This window comes from Streptomyces sp. NPDC058371 (assembly GCF_042723265.1).
Lineage (GTDB): Bacteria > Actinomycetota > Actinomycetes > Streptomycetales > Streptomycetaceae > Streptomyces.
In genome coordinates, this window is sequence record NZ_JBHXJC010000001.1 from 689,614 (window position 1) to 705,127 (window position 15,514).

At 71.4% G+C, this 15,514-nt stretch carries 13 protein-coding genes; 7 read left to right on the forward strand and 6 right to left on the reverse strand.

Annotated features, from left to right (window positions below; genetic code table 11):
- Positions 1 to 729 precede the first annotated feature (729 nt).
- The 3 genes from panD to ACFWM2_RS03025 all read left to right on the forward strand — a co-directional run bounded on the left by panD (position 730) and on the right by ACFWM2_RS03025 (position 2,412).
- Positions 730 to 1,152, forward strand: coding sequence for an aspartate 1-decarboxylase (gene panD / locus ACFWM2_RS03015; protein ID WP_383272338.1), 423 nt, complete (start codon positions 730 to 732; stop codon positions 1,150 to 1,152).
- A gap of 46 nt (positions 1,153 to 1,198) precedes the next feature.
- Positions 1,199 to 1,543, forward strand: coding sequence for a GNAT family N-acetyltransferase (locus tag ACFWM2_RS03020; protein WP_383272340.1), 345 nt, complete (start codon positions 1,199 to 1,201; stop codon positions 1,541 to 1,543).
- Between the two features lie 188 nt (positions 1,544 to 1,731).
- Entirely contained in the window at positions 1,732 to 2,412 is a 681-nt protein-coding gene (locus ACFWM2_RS03025; RefSeq protein ID WP_383272342.1) for an aspartate/glutamate racemase family protein, read from the forward strand.
- 821 nt (positions 2,413 to 3,233) lie between these two features.
- Here ACFWM2_RS03025 and gndA read toward each other — a convergent pair.
- Positions 3,234 to 4,673 carry an NADP-dependent phosphogluconate dehydrogenase gene (gndA, locus tag ACFWM2_RS03030; RefSeq protein WP_383272344.1) on the reverse strand — a complete coding sequence of 480 codons (1,440 nt, stop codon included), beginning with the start codon at positions 4,671 to 4,673 and terminating at the stop codon, positions 3,234 to 3,236.
- Between the two features lie 322 nt (positions 4,674 to 4,995).
- Here gndA and ACFWM2_RS03035 point away from each other — a divergent pair, with 322 nt between their 5' ends.
- Entirely contained in the window at positions 4,996 to 6,165 is a 1,170-nt protein-coding gene (locus ACFWM2_RS03035; RefSeq protein ID WP_383272346.1) for a transglycosylase family protein, read from the forward strand.
- Here the strand turns inward: ACFWM2_RS03035 and ACFWM2_RS03040 are convergent.
- Complete coding sequence (locus ACFWM2_RS03040; protein WP_383272348.1) at positions 6,155 to 7,345, reverse strand: DMT family transporter; 1,191 nt, start codon at positions 7,343 to 7,345, stop codon at positions 6,155 to 6,157. The two genes, ACFWM2_RS03035 and ACFWM2_RS03040, sit on opposite strands and share 11 nt — an antisense overlap.
- Positions 7,346 to 7,555: 210 nt before the next feature.
- Between ACFWM2_RS03040 and ACFWM2_RS03045 the strand changes: the two genes are divergently transcribed.
- The 3 genes from ACFWM2_RS03045 to glgC all read left to right on the forward strand — a co-directional run bounded on the left by ACFWM2_RS03045 (position 7,556) and on the right by glgC (position 10,828).
- The gene (locus tag ACFWM2_RS03045) at positions 7,556 to 8,359 is read left to right on the forward strand and encodes a (2Fe-2S)-binding protein (RefSeq protein WP_383272350.1); all 804 of its coding nucleotides are present in this window, start codon (positions 7,556 to 7,558) and stop codon (positions 8,357 to 8,359) included.
- 16 nt (positions 8,360 to 8,375) lie between these two features.
- The gene (gene glgA / locus ACFWM2_RS03050) at positions 8,376 to 9,527 is read left to right on the forward strand and encodes a glycogen synthase (RefSeq protein WP_383274099.1); all 1,152 of its coding nucleotides are present in this window, start codon (positions 8,376 to 8,378) and stop codon (positions 9,525 to 9,527) included.
- A gap of 80 nt (positions 9,528 to 9,607) precedes the next feature.
- Entirely contained in the window at positions 9,608 to 10,828 is a 1,221-nt protein-coding gene (gene glgC / locus ACFWM2_RS03055; protein ID WP_383272352.1) for a glucose-1-phosphate adenylyltransferase, read from the forward strand.
- A gap of 31 nt (positions 10,829 to 10,859) precedes the next feature.
- Here the strand turns inward: glgC and ACFWM2_RS03060 are convergent, their stop codons facing one another.
- The 4 genes from ACFWM2_RS03060 to ACFWM2_RS03075 are packed head-to-tail and all read right to left on the reverse strand — an operon-like array spanning position 10,860 to position 15,483.
- Positions 10,860 to 11,849 carry an ABC transporter permease gene (locus ACFWM2_RS03060; protein WP_383274102.1) on the reverse strand — a complete coding sequence of 330 codons (990 nt, stop codon included), beginning with the start codon at positions 11,847 to 11,849 and terminating at the stop codon, positions 10,860 to 10,862.
- A 38-nt stretch (positions 11,850 to 11,887) separates the two neighbouring features.
- Positions 11,888 to 12,850 carry an ABC transporter permease gene (locus ACFWM2_RS03065; protein ID WP_383272354.1) on the reverse strand — a complete coding sequence of 321 codons (963 nt, stop codon included), beginning with the start codon at positions 12,848 to 12,850 and terminating at the stop codon, positions 11,888 to 11,890.
- Positions 12,843 to 14,384, reverse strand: coding sequence for a sugar ABC transporter ATP-binding protein (locus ACFWM2_RS03070; RefSeq protein WP_383272356.1), 1,542 nt, complete (start codon positions 14,382 to 14,384; stop codon positions 12,843 to 12,845). Before ACFWM2_RS03070 ends, ACFWM2_RS03065 begins: the two co-directional genes overlap by 8 nt.
- A 1-nt stretch (position 14,385) precedes the next feature.
- Positions 14,386 to 15,483 (reverse strand): ABC transporter substrate-binding protein, encoded by a 1,098-nt coding sequence (locus tag ACFWM2_RS03075; protein WP_383272358.1) that lies wholly within the window; start codon positions 15,481 to 15,483, stop codon positions 14,386 to 14,388.
- Positions 15,484 to 15,514 lie beyond the last annotated feature (31 nt).

Here is a 15,514-nt window from a genome sequence, read left to right on the forward strand (position 1 = left end):
GCGCATGACGTATTACGTTCTGGCAACCCGAGCACGACGTGAACTCCATCTGGCATACGAGGGTGAAACGGAGCCACCTCTGTGCGCGCAGGTGGGGCCCGGTGCCCTGCTGCGCGGATGACGAAGGCTTCGGAGAGGTCGCGTCGGTTCCGCAACAGCCGAGCTGCCGCCCGTGTAAACGTCCCGGCCGGGGCGACGTTTCACCCGCTTTTCGGTTCCTGCCGTGGCGAAGCCGCTGAAGTGGAGCTTCTCTCGAGAGTTGCCGGTACGGGCCGACACGTCGGAGCTGGTGCTTCCGCCTCGCCGTCCGAAGCGGGGCGAACTGCGGGCTACGGCCCGTTGAGTTTGAGTAGAGGGGACATCCACCTTGCTGGCCACGGGCGCTGGCTACTCGCGTTGGATCATGGTCCGGATGCTGTCGTTGCGATCGGCAGCGGACCTGACCGCCGGACACTGTCGCATGCAGGCTGGGCCCAGTGCCGTTTCGCCGAATGGCCCCGATGCAAGAGTCTCTGACACATACAGAACAGCAGCCCGGAAGCCGGCGGGAAACGGGCGCTTGGACTGAGGGAACGCCTGGTCTGCTAGGTCATCGGGAAAGTCAGCCACGGGGCAGCGTGACTCATCGAAGACTGGGAGGCTGACCGAACATGCGAAACGAGGTAATCTCCGAAGACCGCCCTTGACCTGCAATAGCAGGCAGGGAGCAGACGAATCAGGAGTTTCTTCGTGCTTCGTACCATGTTCAAGTCCAAGATCCACCGTGCCCGCGTCACCCAGGCCGATCTGCACTACGTCGGGTCCGTCACCATCGACGCGGATCTGCTGGACGCCGCCGATCTGCTGCCCGGCGAGCTCGTCCACATCGTTGACGTCACCAACGGCGCCCGCCTGGAGACGTACGTCATCGAGGGCGAGCGCGGCTCGGGAGTCATCGGCATCAACGGCGCCGCGGCCCACCTCGTGCACCCCGGGGACCTGGTGATCATCATCAGTTACGCTCAGGTCTCCGACGCCGAGGCGCGGGCGCTGCGGCCGAGGGTCGTGCACGTGGACCGCGACAACCGGATCGTGGCCCTGGGCGCCGATCCGTCCGAGCCGGTGCCCGGCTCGGACCAGGAGCGCAGCCCGCAGGCCGTCCCGGGCGCCTGAGCCGCACTCCGCCGTCCCGGCCCGAACCTCACCCCGAGGAGTGCCCATGAGTGACATCGAGATCCGCGACGACCGGGCGGGCGGGCGCCTGGAGGCACTCGCCGGCGACGAAGTGGTCGGTCACATCGAGTACTTCGTCCTCGACGCCCCCGAGCGCGCCCTCGTCCCCGTCCACACCCTGGTGGAACCGGAGCACGAGGGCCAGGGCATCGCGGGCGCCCTCGCCCGTGAGCTGTACGCCATCGCAGCACGCGGGGGAGTCAAGGTCGCGCCGCTCTGCCCGTACGTCGTCAGGTGGGCGGCGCGCCACCCCGAGGAGGCCCCGGAAGCCGGCCCCGAGCTGCTTCAGGCAGCGAAGGACTGGCTGACGGCGCACCCGGACCGTTTCTGATGTCTGCGCCGAGCGGGCCCGGGGAGCCGATGTCCGTGCCGACCGGGCCCGGAGAGCCGATGTGTGGGCCGGCCAAGCCCGGTGTGAGGAGCGCGGTGTCGGCCGAGCCCGGTGTGCGGACCGCCGTGGCCATCGGGTCCGGGGGGCCGACGACGCCTGCGCCGACACGGCCCGAGCCGCGGAGGGGCATGCCGACCGAATCCGGGGTGGGTACGGCCGTGCCGATCAAGCCCGGCGCGCTCGCGCTGCTGCACACCTCGCCCGCCCACATCCCCGTCTTCGACGCGCTGCGCGACGAGGCCCACCAGGGCCTGGGGCTGCGGCACTTCGTGGCCGAGGAGCTCCTCGCCCGTGCTCGTGACGAGGGCCCGGAGGCGGTGGCCGGCGCGGTGCGGGAGGCCCTGGACCTGGCGGTCGCGGAGGGTGCGCGTGCCGTGCTCTGCACCTGCTCGACCATCGGCGAGGTCGCCGAGCGGGCCGATGCCGGGGTGCCGGTGCTGCGCGTGGACCGTCCGATGGCCGCCGCCGCGGTGGCCGCGGGTCCGCGCGTCGTCGTCATCGCCACGGTGGAGAGCACGCTGGCGCCGACCGTCGCCCTCGTCGAGGAGGAGGCCCGGCGGGCCGGGCGCCCGGTCGATGTCCGCACCCTCCTGGTCGAGGACGCCTGGGCCCGTTTCGAGGCCGGTGACCCGGACGGGTACGCCCGCGCCGTCGCCGAGGCGGCCGACACGGTCACCGACGCCGACGCGATCGTCCTCGCCCAGGCCTCCATGGCCCCGGCCGAGCACCTGACGACAACCTCGATCCCGGTCCTGTCGAGCCCCCGGCCGGGCCTGGCGGCGGGCGCGAAGGCGGTACGCGAGCGGTAGGCGGGCGGTAGGCGACCCAGCGCGGCAGCGGGGCCTCGCAGCGGTCGCACGTCCCGTTCCCGTGAGCCGCAGGTCGGGCCTGCACGGCGCCCGCGGACGCCGAGCCGGGACGGTAGACGCGCCGAGGCACGCCCGCCAGGCCTCGCAGTGGTCACCGGTCCCGGTCCCGGTCCTGTCCAGGCCCTGCTGGGTCTCGCGGTGCCCGCGCACGTCGTACACGAACGCCAGGCGCCGAGGCGCACCCGCCAGGCCTCGCAGCGGTCGCCGCTCCTGGGTCCTGTCGAGCCCCCGCCCGGGTCTCGCGGTGGGCGCGGAAGCAGGGCGCGGGCGGGTGTCGGCGGGCCACGCTGGGGGCCTCGCCGAAGTCACCAACGTCCCCTTGGGCCCACCTGGGCCCCTTCCGTGGCGCGACGGGGTGACTGAGGGCGCTCGGGCCGGGTAGGCGGGGGACAAGTCCAGGGCCGATGAACCGACTGGCTGGAGGACAGCATGACCGACCCGTTCCCCGACCCCGTACCGCCGGCCCCCACGCCCGGCCCGTATCCCGACCCGGTCCCGCCGAACCCGACCCCGACTCCGGGCCCGGGCCCCGGGCCGGCGCCCACTCCGCAGCCGCCCACGCCGTCGCCGGTCCCGAAGCCGCCGGGACCCGACCCCGTGCCGGAACCGCAGCCGCAGCCGGGGCCGCTCACGTAGCGGACGGCCAGGAGGGACCCGATCAGCGCGGTGGCCCGGTGCCGAACATTCCGCACCGGCCCGATCAGCACGGTGGCCCGGTGCGGAGAATTCCGCACCGGGCCACCGTCATGCCGGACCCCTCGCTACGCCTCGACCTCCGAGCGGTCCCCGCCCCACAGCGTGTGGAACGAGCCCTCCCGGTCCGTGCGGCGGTAGGTGTGCGCGCCGAAGAAGTCCCGCTGGCCCTGGGTGAGGGCGGCCGGCAGGCGCTCGGCGCGCAGGGCGTCGTAGTAGGCGAGGGCGGCGGCGAACCCGGGCGTGGGCACGCCCTGGAGGGTCGCCGCGACGAGGACCTCGCGCCAGTTGTCCTGCGCTGCCGCGATCTCCTGCGCGAACGTCTCGTCGGACAGCAGGCTCGGCAGGTCGGGGCGGGCGTCGTAGGCCGCGCGGATGCGGTCCAGGAACGCGGCCCGGATGATGCAGCCGCCACGCCAGATGGCGGACACAGCGCCCAGGTCGATGTCCCAGCCGTACTCCTCGCTGCCCGCGCTGACCTCGTGGAAGCCCTGCGTGTAGGACACGATCTTCGACGCGTACAGCGCCTGCTCGACGCGGTCCGCGAAGGCGGCCGCCTCGCCCTCGCCGAGCTTCGCGGCCTTCGGTCCCGCGAGCCCCCGCGAGGCGGCCCGCAGGTCGGCGTGGCCGGACAGGGAGCGGGCGAAGACCGCCTCCGCGATGCCGGACACCGGGACGCCGAGGTCCAGCGCGATCTGCACGGTCCAGCGGCCGGTGCCCTTCTGCTCGGCCTGGTCCTGGACGATGTCGACGAAGGGCTTACCGGTCGCCTCGTCCACGTGCGACAGGACCTCGGCGGTGATCTCGATCAGATACGAGTCGAGGCGGCCGGTGTTCCAGGTGCGGAAGATGTCCGCGATCTGGGCGGGGGAGTAGCCGGCCACGTCGCGCAGCAGCTGGTAGGCCTCACCGATCAGCTGCATGTCCGCGTACTCGATGCCGTTGTGCACCATCTTCACGAAGTGCCCGGCACCGTCGGGACCGACGTGCGTCACGCACGGTGCCCCGTCCTCCGCCTTCGCGGAGATCTTCTCCAGCATCGGGCCGAGCGAGTCGTACGACTCCTTCGAGCCGCCGGGCATGATGCTCGGCCCGTGCAGCGCGCCCTCCTCGCCGCCGGAGATGCCCGTGCCGACGAAGTGGATGCCCTGCTCGCGGAGTTCGCGCTCCCGGCGCCGGGTGTCCGCGAAGTGCGCGTTGCCACCGTCGATGATCATGTCGCCGGGCTCCAGGAGCGGCGCGAACTCCCGGATCACCGCGTCGGTCGGGTCGCCGGCCTTCACCATGATCACCAGGCGCCGCGGCCGCTCCAGCGCCGCCACGAACTCCTTCGCGGTCTCGGCCGCCACGAAGTCGCCCTCGTGCCCGAACTCCTTCACCAGGGCGTGCGTCTTTGCGGCGGTCCGGTTGTGCAGGGCGACCGCATAGCCATTGCGCGCGAAGTTGCGGGCGAGGTTGCGGCCCATGACCGCGAGACCCGTGACGCCGATCTGCGCTGAAGTGCTCATAGGTTGGCTCCCAAGAGATCCTGTAATCGGTAATGCCGGTCGTGCTCGCCAGTATCGCCCTCGGCCATCCTGACTCACCGACGATGGGTACGCAGAAGAACCGCGGGTGCCTCATCGGCCGACACCACCAGGCAGAAGCCAGTCTCGGCCATGTCGGGGGGCACCGCCCGGAGAGGCCCACTTTCCGCGCGGACGAGACATGGCAACAGGGGGCAATCCGACCGCCGGGAGCGGCACAGCACGGCTGATTGCTGTCTTGTCATGGCCTGTTCGGCGCGCATACTTTTGCCGCTCCTGACGCGTGTCGATGGGGGGCTTCTTCATGGCCGCAAGCGGCCGGCACCGCCGGTATCAGCCGAGCAGGATCAACCGCGCCTCACTCACCGTCACGGCAGGCGGCGCCGGTATGGCGATCCCCCTCGTCGGGGCGGGCGTGGCCGACGCGGCCGACGTGGACACCTGGAACAAGGTGGCGGCCTGCGAGTCCACCGACAACTGGAGCATCAACACCGGCAACGGCTACTACGGCGGCCTGCAGTTCAGCCAGTCCACCTGGGAGGCGTACGGCGGCGGGCGCTACGCCCAGCGCGCGGATCTGGCCACCAAGGACCAGCAGATCGCCATCGCCGAGAAGGTGCTCAAGGGCCAGGGGCCCGGCGCCTGGCCGGAGTGCTCCGTGCGGGCGGGTCTCACCCGGGGCGGTGACACCCCGGACCTGCACACCTCGGGCAGTTCGACGCCGGCGAAGAAGCGCACCGTGCGAGACGTACAGCCGCAGACCACGCCCCAGTCGCAGGCCGGCACCGCGGAGATGTACACCGTCCTGCACGGCGACACCCTCTCCGGCATCGCCGACTCCCGGCATGTCCGGGGCGGTTGGCAGGAGCTGTACGCCGCGAACCGCACCACCGTGGGCTCCGATCCGGACCTGATCATCCCCGGCCAGCGGCTGAACCTGCGCGCCAAGGCGCCCGCACGGGCCGACGACGCGGCCACCCCGACCCGGAAGCCCGCGGCGAAGAAGAGCCCGGCCCAGAAGACCGCCCCGAAGAAGTCCTCCTCGGACACCGTCAAGACGAAAACGACCCACACCCTCGTCGCCCCCGTGAACGCGTCGACCGGAACGCCCTACCGTGCCGCCGGTTCGTCCTGGTCGAAGGGCTACCACACCGGGGTCGACTTCCCCGTGCCCACCGGCACGTCCGTGAAGACGGTCGGGGCCGGCCATGTCGTCAGCGCGGGCTGGGGCGGTTCGTTCGGATACGAGGTGGTGATCCGCCACTCCGACGGCCGCTACACGCAGTACGCCCATCTCTCGGCGATCTCCGTGAAGGCGGGTCAGAACGTGGTGGGCGGGCAGCGCATAGGGCGCTCCGGGTCCACGGGCAACAGCACGGGCCCGCATCTGCACTTCGAGGTGCGGACGGGGCCCGGCTTCGGGAGCGATGTCGACCCGGTCGCCTATCTGCGCACGGGCGGCGTCAGGATTTGACGCGGGTACGCCGGTGGTTCCGGCGTGGCAGCGGCACGTACGGTCCGCCGTAGAAGGGGCGGTAGTGACCCGTCAGTTCGACGGACTCCTCCTGGGCCCCCGGCGAGTTCTCCGGGGTGGTCAGGCCGGCCGGGGCGGGGATCACGACGGTCTCGTGGACGGCGTCGACGGGCTGCTCGGGAAGCCGCGCGAGCAGTTCCTTGAGCACGCTCGCCTCCAGTCCGTCCACCGGTGTCCGGCCCGACGGCCGGAGCACGTCCAGGTCGACCGCGGTGCCCAGGGCCGGAGTCCCGGTCACCGGGTGGGCGACAGGGGCCGGCGCCGGCTCCGGCAGCCGCTCCGGACGGCGGGCGCCGCCCAGCCGCTCGGTGGTGAGCAGGATCAGACCGCCCGCGGCGACGACCCCGCAGCCCAGGGCTAGGAGCGTGCCCGTGGTGCCGTAGCGGAAGGTTTCGCCGAACATCGTGATGCCGACGGCCGCCGCGACCACGGGGTTCACGACTGTCAGCGTGGCGAGCGGCGCCGCGAGTCCGCCGCCGCGGTAGGCGGCCTGCGACAGCAGCATGCCGGCCGCCGCCAGGACCGCGATCACGGCCAGCGACGGGAGGTCGGCCCACGAGACACCGCCGGTCCAGTCCACCGCCACCGTCTTCGTGAACACCGACGCCATGCCGAAGGCCAGACCGGCCGCGACCGCGAGCAGCACGCTGCGCACCGCCGGGTGCCGGTGTGCCGCGCGGGCGGCCACCATGAGCGTCACCACGGCGCCGCCGGTCACCAGGGCCACGAAGACCCGCTGGGCGTTGCTCAGGGACTGCGATTCGGACGTGCCGACCACGGACAGCAGGCCCGCCAGACCGACCGTCGCCATGATCGCGCCGCGCCAGGCGGTCGCGCCGGCCCTGCGGCCCACGAACAGGGCCGCCATCGGCAGCGCGAACACGATGGTCAGCGCACCCAGCGGCTGCACCAGGCTCAGCGGGCCGTAGGCGAGCGCCACCACGTGCAGCAGGGCACCGAGGCCGTTCAGCGCCACGGCGGCCCACCAGCCCAGCCGGTGCAGCGGGGCGTACGTCTGGTCGGGAGAAGTCACGGCGACCCGCTCCTGCACGATCGCCCCGCCCGCGTAGGCCACGGCGGAAACGAGCGAGAGCAGCACGGACAGGGTGAGGGCGTTCATGAGTCCCTCCTCTGCGTGCGGCGGGGGCGCTGTGCCCGGCGCGCGGAACGGTCGGCTTCCATGGTTACTACGATGCCTCGCGAAACGGCTTACGTCGTCGTCCCTGAGCAGGCATTGAGTCCTACTGCCGATGGAGTAGTACGCGGCCTCTGTCCTACCCAAGGTGGGTGACACAGGGGGGATCCCCCCTGGTGCCGACCCCTAGGGGCCTTGGTACTACTGCTCTTCGTGGACCTCGACCCCGAACTGGCAGCGCTGACCCCGCTCGGCGGCTTCTTCGTACTACGCACCGGAGTACCGCCGCGCGGGCCGCTGCCGACCCTCGCACGGGCGTACGCGCGAGCACCGGTCACCTCACACCACGATGTTTACGGAGATCCGTTAACTTTCCGTGTCCGAAAAGTTGCGAAAAACCTCCGGGTGTCCGAGACCCGTGTCGCGGCGTCGGTGGCGCACCAGGCGCTCGCGGCCCGCTTGTGGTCGGTCACGCTCGGCGCCGCCGTGCTGTACGGGCGCGTGCCCGACCTCGACCCGCGGTCACTGCACTGGGATCCGGACGGCGGCGCACCGGACGAACTCTGGCTCGCCGAGGTGCGCGCGCTGCCTGTCACGGCGATCGACGAGGTCGTACGGGAAGGGCACCTGGTGCCGCTGGCTGCCGCTCTGCGCGCCCGGTACGCGGTCTCGCCGCGCCTGCTCCGGGGCAACGCCGGATCCGCGCTCGCCGCCACCGTCCGCCAGCTCGGCCGCTGGGCCCACGCGAACGACCGGCCGGAGGCGGCGGACCGCGCCCGCGCCCTCGGCGCCGGGCTGTTCGCGCATCCCGACCTGTCCGGCACCCTGGACGCCGCCACGCTCCGCCGCCGCAGCTGCTGTCTCTACTACCGCGTGCCGGGCGGAGGACTGTGCGGTGACTGCTGCTTCGACCGCCCGCCGGGCCGCCGGACCGATCCGGAACCCCGCGCCCTTCCCCAGGAGCCGCATCTGGGTGACCATGAGGGACACCAGCCGTAACGACGGGGAGTTCTGTGTGCGAGTGGGACTGCTGACGCGGGAGTATCCGCCTGATGTGTACGGCGGTGCGGGGGTCCATGTCGAGTTCCTCGCCCGCGAGTTGAGGCCTCTCGTCGACCTGGACGTGCACTGCTGGGGCGAGGGCGGCGCGGGCGGCGTCGTACGCCACCGCCCCTGGCCCACGCTCGACGGTGCCAACGACGCCCTGCGCACCTTCTCCGTGGACCTCTCCATCGCCGCCGCCCTCGAAGGCCGCGAACTCGTCCACTCGCACACCTGGTACGCCAACCTCGCCGGCCACTTCGGCAAGCTCCTGTACGGCATCCCGCACGTGATGACCGCACACTCCCTGGAGCCGCTGCGCCCCTGGAAGGCCGAGCAACTCGGCGGCGGATACGCCCTGTCGAGCTGGGCGGAGCGCACCGCGGTGGAGGCCGCGGACGCCGTGATCGCCGTGTCCGGCGCGATGCGCGAGGACATCCTCACCTGCTATCCGGCCCTGGACCCGGCCAAGGTGCGCGTCGTGCACAACGGCATCGACACCTCCCTCTACCAGCCGGACCACGGCACGGACGTCCTCACCCGCATCGGCATCGATCCCGACCGCCCGTACATCCTGTTCGTCGGCCGCATCACCCGCCAGAAGGGCGTGCCCCACCTGCTGCGCGCGGTGCGGGACATCGACCCGGCCGCCCAGGTCGTGCTGTGTGCCGGCGCCCCCGACACCCCGGAGATCGACCGGGAGTTCCGCGATCTCTTCCAGGAGCTGAGCGCCGTACGCGCGGGAGTGCACTGGATCCCGCAGATGCTGCCCCGCCCCGACGTGATCCAACTCCTCACGCACGCGACGGTGTTCGTCTGCCCTTCCGTGTACGAGCCCCTCGGCATCGTCAATCTGGAGGCGATGGCGTGCGGTACGGCCGTGGTCGCCTCCCGGGTCGGCGGCATCCCCGAGGTCGTCGACGACGGTCGTACGGGCCTGCTCGTGGCGGTCGACGGCGACTTCGAGGCGCGGCTCGCGCGGGCCCTGGACTCGGTGCTCGCCGACCCGGAGGGCGCCCGGCGGATGGGCGAGGCCGGACGGGAGCGCGCGGTGCGGGAGTTCGGCTGGGACGCGGTGGCCAGACGGACCGTCCAGCTGTACGAGGAAGTCCGCAAACCGGGGTAGTCATTCGGACAGGTGAAGTTCGGAACCAGGGGCCGGCCCGCTGCGGGGCGCGGCCCGACCGGGTGTAGAGGGGCGGCGGCATGCGGCGCGGTGGACCTTCGGTGCTGGGAATCGTACTGGCGGGTGGAGAGGGCAAACGTCTGATGCCCCTCACCGCGGACCGCGCGAAACCCGCGGTCACCTTCGGCGGGACCTACCGTCTCGTGGACTTCGTCCTCTCCAACCTCGTCAACGCCGACGTCCTGCGCATCTGCGTCCTGACGCAGTACAAGTCGCACTCCCTGGACCGGCATGTGACGACGACCTGGCGGATGTCGAGCCTCCTCGGCAACTACGTCACGCCGGTGCCGGCGCAGCAGCGGCTCGGCCCGCGCTGGTACCTGGGCAGTGCCGACGCGATCCTGCAGTCCCTCAACCTCGTGCACGACGAACAGCCGGACTACATCGCCGTGTTCGGTGCCGACCACGTCTACCGCATGGACCCGCGGCAGATGCTGAGCCGGCACATCGAGGGCGGAGCCGGCGTGACCGTCGCGGGCATACGGGTGCCCCGCGAGGAGTCCTCCTCGTTCGGCGTGATCAGCCCGGGCTCCGACGGGCAGACCGTGCAGGGCTTCCTGGAGAAGCCCGCCGATCCGCCGGGCCTCCCGGACGACCCGGAGTGCGTCTTCGCCTCGATGGGCAACTACATCTTCACCACCAAGGCCCTGATAGAGGCCCTCCAGCGGGACGCCGAGGACGAGCACTCGGTGCACGACATGGGCGGTTCGATCCTGCCCATGCTCACCGACCGCGGCGAGGCGCAGCTGTACGACTTCAGCGACAACCACGTGCCCGGCGAGACCACCCGGGACCAGGGCTACTGGCGTGACGTCGGGACCCTGGACGCGTACTACGACGCCCACATGGACCTGATCGCGGAGCGTCCCGCCTTCAACCTCTACAACCGCAGCTGGCCCGTCTACACCCACTCCGGGCAGCTGTCGCCGGCGCGCTTCAACGCCGGTGGCATCGCCAGCGAGTCGATCATCAGCGCGGGCTGCCTCATCCGGGGACAGGTCACAAGATCCGTCCTGTCACCGGGCGTTGTCGTCGACCCGGGCGCCGTCGTCCAGGGTTCGGTCCTGCACGACAACGTCCACATCGGCCGCGGTGCGGTGGTGCGCGGCGCGGTCCTCGACAAGAACGTCCAGGTACCGCCGGGCGCGACGATCGGCGTCAACCCGGAGCGGGACACCGAGCTCTACACGGTCTCCAAGGGCGGAGTGATTGCCCTGGGGAAGGGGCAGCGGGTGCCCTAGGGCGCCGACGGCGAGCGGGGCGGCGGGCGCGTCACAGCACCCGCCGCCTGCGCCCCAGCCAGGTCTGCGCGACGACCACGACGGCCAGGAAGGCGCCGCTGACGACCTGTTGGTACGCCGAGTCCAGCGAGCCGATCTGGTTGATGACGTTCTGGATGACCTTCAGGAGCAGGACACCGGCCAACGAGCCGCTGAGGAAGCCGAATCCGCCGGTGAGCAGCGTGCCCCCGATCACCACCGCGGAGATCGCCTCCAGTTCCATGCCGGAGCCGAGGATCGTCACGCCCGACACGAGCCAGGCCGCGTTGAGCGCGCCGGCGAGCCCCGCGCACAGGCCGGAGAGTGTGTAGACGGCGATCTTCGTACGGGCCACCGGGGCGCCCATGAGCGCCGCCGCGTCCTCGTTGCCGCCGACCGCGTACACGTACTGCCCGAACCGGGTGCGCCGCAGGACGACGGCGCCCAGCACGAACAGGGCGACGGTGATCCAGACGGGCACGCCGATGCCGAGCCAGGTGCCCTGACCGAGCGTGGCGAAGAACGACTCCTTGTCGACGAGATAGGTGGTCGACCCCTCGTCGGTGACCGAGAGCAGGATGCCCCGGGCGCCCAGCATCGCGGCGAGCGTGACGATGAAGGGTGCCAGCCGCGCGCGGGCGATCAGCAGGCCGTTGACCAGACCGATCAGTCCGCACACGGCGAGCGGGAGCAGCAGCGCGACCAGCGTTCCGTACCGCGAGCCCCAGGCGGCCAGCACCCCGCCGAGCGCGAACAGGGAGCCCACCGAAAGATCGATGCCGCCCGTGACGATCACGAAGGTCATCCCGAGCGCGACCACGGCGAGGAACGCGGAGGACAGCGCCATGTTCTCCAGGTTGTCGCCGGTCAGGAACGTGTCGAAGCTCAGCGACGCAGCGACCATGGCGACGGCCAGCGTGACCAGCGCGCCGTGCTGCTGCGCGAGGGCGCTCAGACGCTCGGAGCGGCTCGCACCCAGGGGTTCCTCGTCGGGTGTGCTCATCGGGCGTACCGGCTTCTCCGCGTCCGTGAGATCGGTCGTCATCGCTTCCCCCGTTCCCGTGCCGCGTAGACGGCCAGGACGATCACCACGGCCTGGGCGATCTGGGTCCACGACGGCGGCAGATCGTGCTTGATGAGGGTGGTGGTGAGCAGCTGGATCAGGACCGCGCCGGCGACCGTGCCGCCGATGCGGATCCGCCCGCCGCTCAGCGGAGTGCCGCCGACCACGACCGCGGTGATCGCGGACAGTTCCATCAGATTGCCGAGCGAGGTCGGATCGCTCGCGGTGAGACGCGCCGTGGCCAGCACGCCGGCGATCGCGGCGAGGACGCCGGAGCAGACGTACACCAGGATCAGCACCCGGCGCACCGGCAGCCCGGCGAGCCGGGCCGCGGGACGGCTGTCGCCGATGGCCAGCAGCTGCCGGCCGAACGTCGTGCGGCGGACGACGAAGGCGACGACCAGCGCGAGCGCCGCCGCGATCAGCACCAGATAGGGGACGCCGAGCACATCGCCCGAGCCGAGGGCCGCCATGCCGGGGTCGCGGACGTCCTTGAGCTGGGGGAGCAGCACCAGGGCGAGGCCGCGTCCGGCGACCATGAGCGCGAGGGTCGCGACGATGGGCTGGACCCCCACGAAGGCGACCAGGGCACCGTTCGCGACGCCGACCAGGACACCCCCGAGCAGCGCGACCAGCGCGGCGAACCAGGGGCCGTATCCGAGATAGAGGGACAGGACCGAGGTGGACAGGGCCATCACCGCCCCCACGGACAGGTCGACGCCCTCGCTGCCGATCGCCAGCGCCATGCCCAGCGCGACGATCAGGACCGGGGCGACCTGGACGGCCTGGGTGCGGAAGTTCTCGGCGGACAGGAAGTGCGGGGTGAAGGCGAGGTTCGCGAGGAGCAGGACCGCGACGCCCGCGTAGACGCCGTACTCCTGGAGGAGGCGCAGCAGCCGGTCGCGGTCCCCGGCCACCCGCCCGAGCGACAGCTCACTCATCGGGGCCTCCCGTGGCCGTGGCGCTTCCCGGCCCGGCGGGCGCCGTCGCGATGGCGCGCATCAGCCGGTCCTCGGTGACGGCGTCGCCGGTCAGTTCCTCGACGACGGCGCCGTCCTTGAGGACGACCACCCGGTCGCTCCCTTCGATCAGCTCCTCGGTGTCGGAGGAGATCAGCAGCACGGCGAGCCCGTCGTCGGCGAGCTCGTCGATGAGTTTCTGCACCTCCGCCTTGGCTCCGACGTCGATGCCACGGGTCGGCTCGTCCAGGAGCAGGACCTTGGGGTGCATGGCCAGCCAGCGCGCCAGCAGGACCTTCTGCTGGTTGCCGCCGGACAGTTCGCCGACCTTCTGGCCGGGGCCCGCCGCCTTGATGCGCAGCCGCTTCATGAAGGTGTCGACAATCCGGTCGACGCGCGCCTCGTCGACCAGACCGAAGCGGGACAGGCCCGGCAGCGCGGCGAGCGCGATGTTCTCGCGGACGGACAGCCCCGGCACGATCCCCTCGGCCTTGCGGTCCTCGGGCAGCAGGCTGATGCCCGCGCGGATCGCGGCGGGCGTCGAACCGCCGCGCACCCGGACGCCGGCCACCGTGACCCGGCCGGAGTCCGTGGGCAACGCCCCCGCGATGGCCTTCGCCGTCTCACTGCGGCCCGATCCGAGCAGTCCGCCCAGGCCCACGACCTCACCGGGACGGACGGACAGGGAAACGCCGTGCAGCTGGTGACGGACCGTCAGCTCGCTTGCCACCAGGACCGGGTCGGCCTCGGCCTGATGGCTCCCCGTGAACTTGGTGAGCCCCTCGCTCCGTACCTCGCCGATCTCCCGTCCCAGCATCAGCGACACGAGCCGCAGCCGGTCGAGGTCGGCGATCCGTCCCGTGTGGACGACCTTGCCGTCGCGCAGCACCGTGACCATGTCGCAGATCTCGTAGAGCTCGTCGAGACGGTGGCTGACGTAGAGCACCGCGATACCGCGCTCGCGCAGCGTCCGGATCACCTCGAACAGGGTGCGCACCTCGCGCGGTTCCAGCGAGGACGTCGGCTCGTCCATGACGACCACCCGGGCGTCGACCGACACGGCGCGGGCGAGGGCGACCATCTGCTGGGCGCCGACGCCCAGTTCACGCAGCGGCCTGCGCACGTCGACGCGCAGACCCAGGCCGCGCAGCGCCTCGTCCGCCGCGCGGTGCATCCGCCGGAAGTCGATGAGGCCGAGGCGCCCGCGCGGCTCCCGTCCGAGGAAGAGGTTGCGGGCCACGCTCATCAACGGGACGAGGTTGACCTCCTGGTAGATGGCGGAGATGCCCGCGTGCTGTGCCTCCAGAGGCGTGGCGAAGCGCACCCGGGAGCCGTCGTACGTCACCTCGCCCTCGTCCGGCCGGTAGACGCCGGTGAGGACCTTGATGAGGGTCGACTTGCCCGCGCCGTTCTCGCCGATGAGCGCGTGCACCTCCCCGGCGCGGGCCGTGAAGTCCACGGACGACAGGGCCTTCACGCCGGGGAAGGTCTTGGACAGGCCGGTCACCGACAGCACGTCAGTAGGCCTTGCCGAGGTCCGACTTGGCGTTGGCCGTCGTGTAGGCGCTGTCCTCGATGACGATGTCCTGGGCGACCTTGCCGCCCTGGGTGAAGGTGTCGAGGGTCTGGAAGGCGAGCGGTCCGAAGCGCGGATTGGACTCGATGACCCCGTCGATCCAGCCGTCGACGATGCCCTGTACGGCGTTGCGCGTGCCGTCGATCGTCACGATCTTCACGGCGCCGGCCTTCTTGCCCGCCCCCTTCAGAGCGTTGACGGCGCCGAGGCCCATCTCGTCGTTCTCGGCGTAGATCCCCTTGATGCCCGGCTTGGACTGGATGAGGTTCTCGGTGACCGACTGGCCCTTCTCCCGGGCGAATTCGCCGGTCTGCTTGAAGACGACCTCGAGGCCCGGCGCCTTCTCCTTGAGGCGGTCCTCGAAGCCCTGGGTGCGCTCGGTCGTCACGTTGTTGCCCGCGGCGCCGAGCAGGATGGCGATCTCGCCCTTGCCGCCGGTCGCCTCGATCATCCGGTCCGCGGCGCGCTTGCCCTGCTCCACGAAGTCGGAGCCGATGAAGCTCACATAGTCCTTGCAGGCGGTGGCGTTGATCTTGCGGTCGACGGTGACGATCGGGATGTGCTTGGCGGACGCGGTGCGCAGCACCGGCTCCCACCCGTCCGAGTTGAGCGGCGCGATCACCAGCAGGTCGGCGCCCTTGGCGATGAGGTCCTGGACATCGCTGATCTGCTTGGAGAACTGCGACTGCGCGTTGGCCGTCAGCAGCTTCACGCCCCGCCTTTTGGCCTCGGCCTTGAGGGACGCGGTCTCCGCGATCCGGAAGGGGTTGGCCTCCTTCTCGGACTGCGAGAAGCCGACGGTGGCGGTCTTGAGGTCCAGCTTCTTGCCGCCGTAGGCGTCGACCGTGCAGGTCGGTCCGGAACCCGAGTCCGGCGAGGCGACGACCTGCCCCGACCCGCCCTGGCCGGCGGAACTGCTGTTCTTGTCCGCCGAGTCCTCGGACTTGGCGCATCCGGAGACAAGCGCGAGGCTCGTGACGAGGCCGGTGGCGAGGAGGGTCCTGACAGAGGTACGGCGGAGAGGTGCGATCGGCTTCATGGAGTCCCCAAACGGCGCGGCCCCGGCGCTG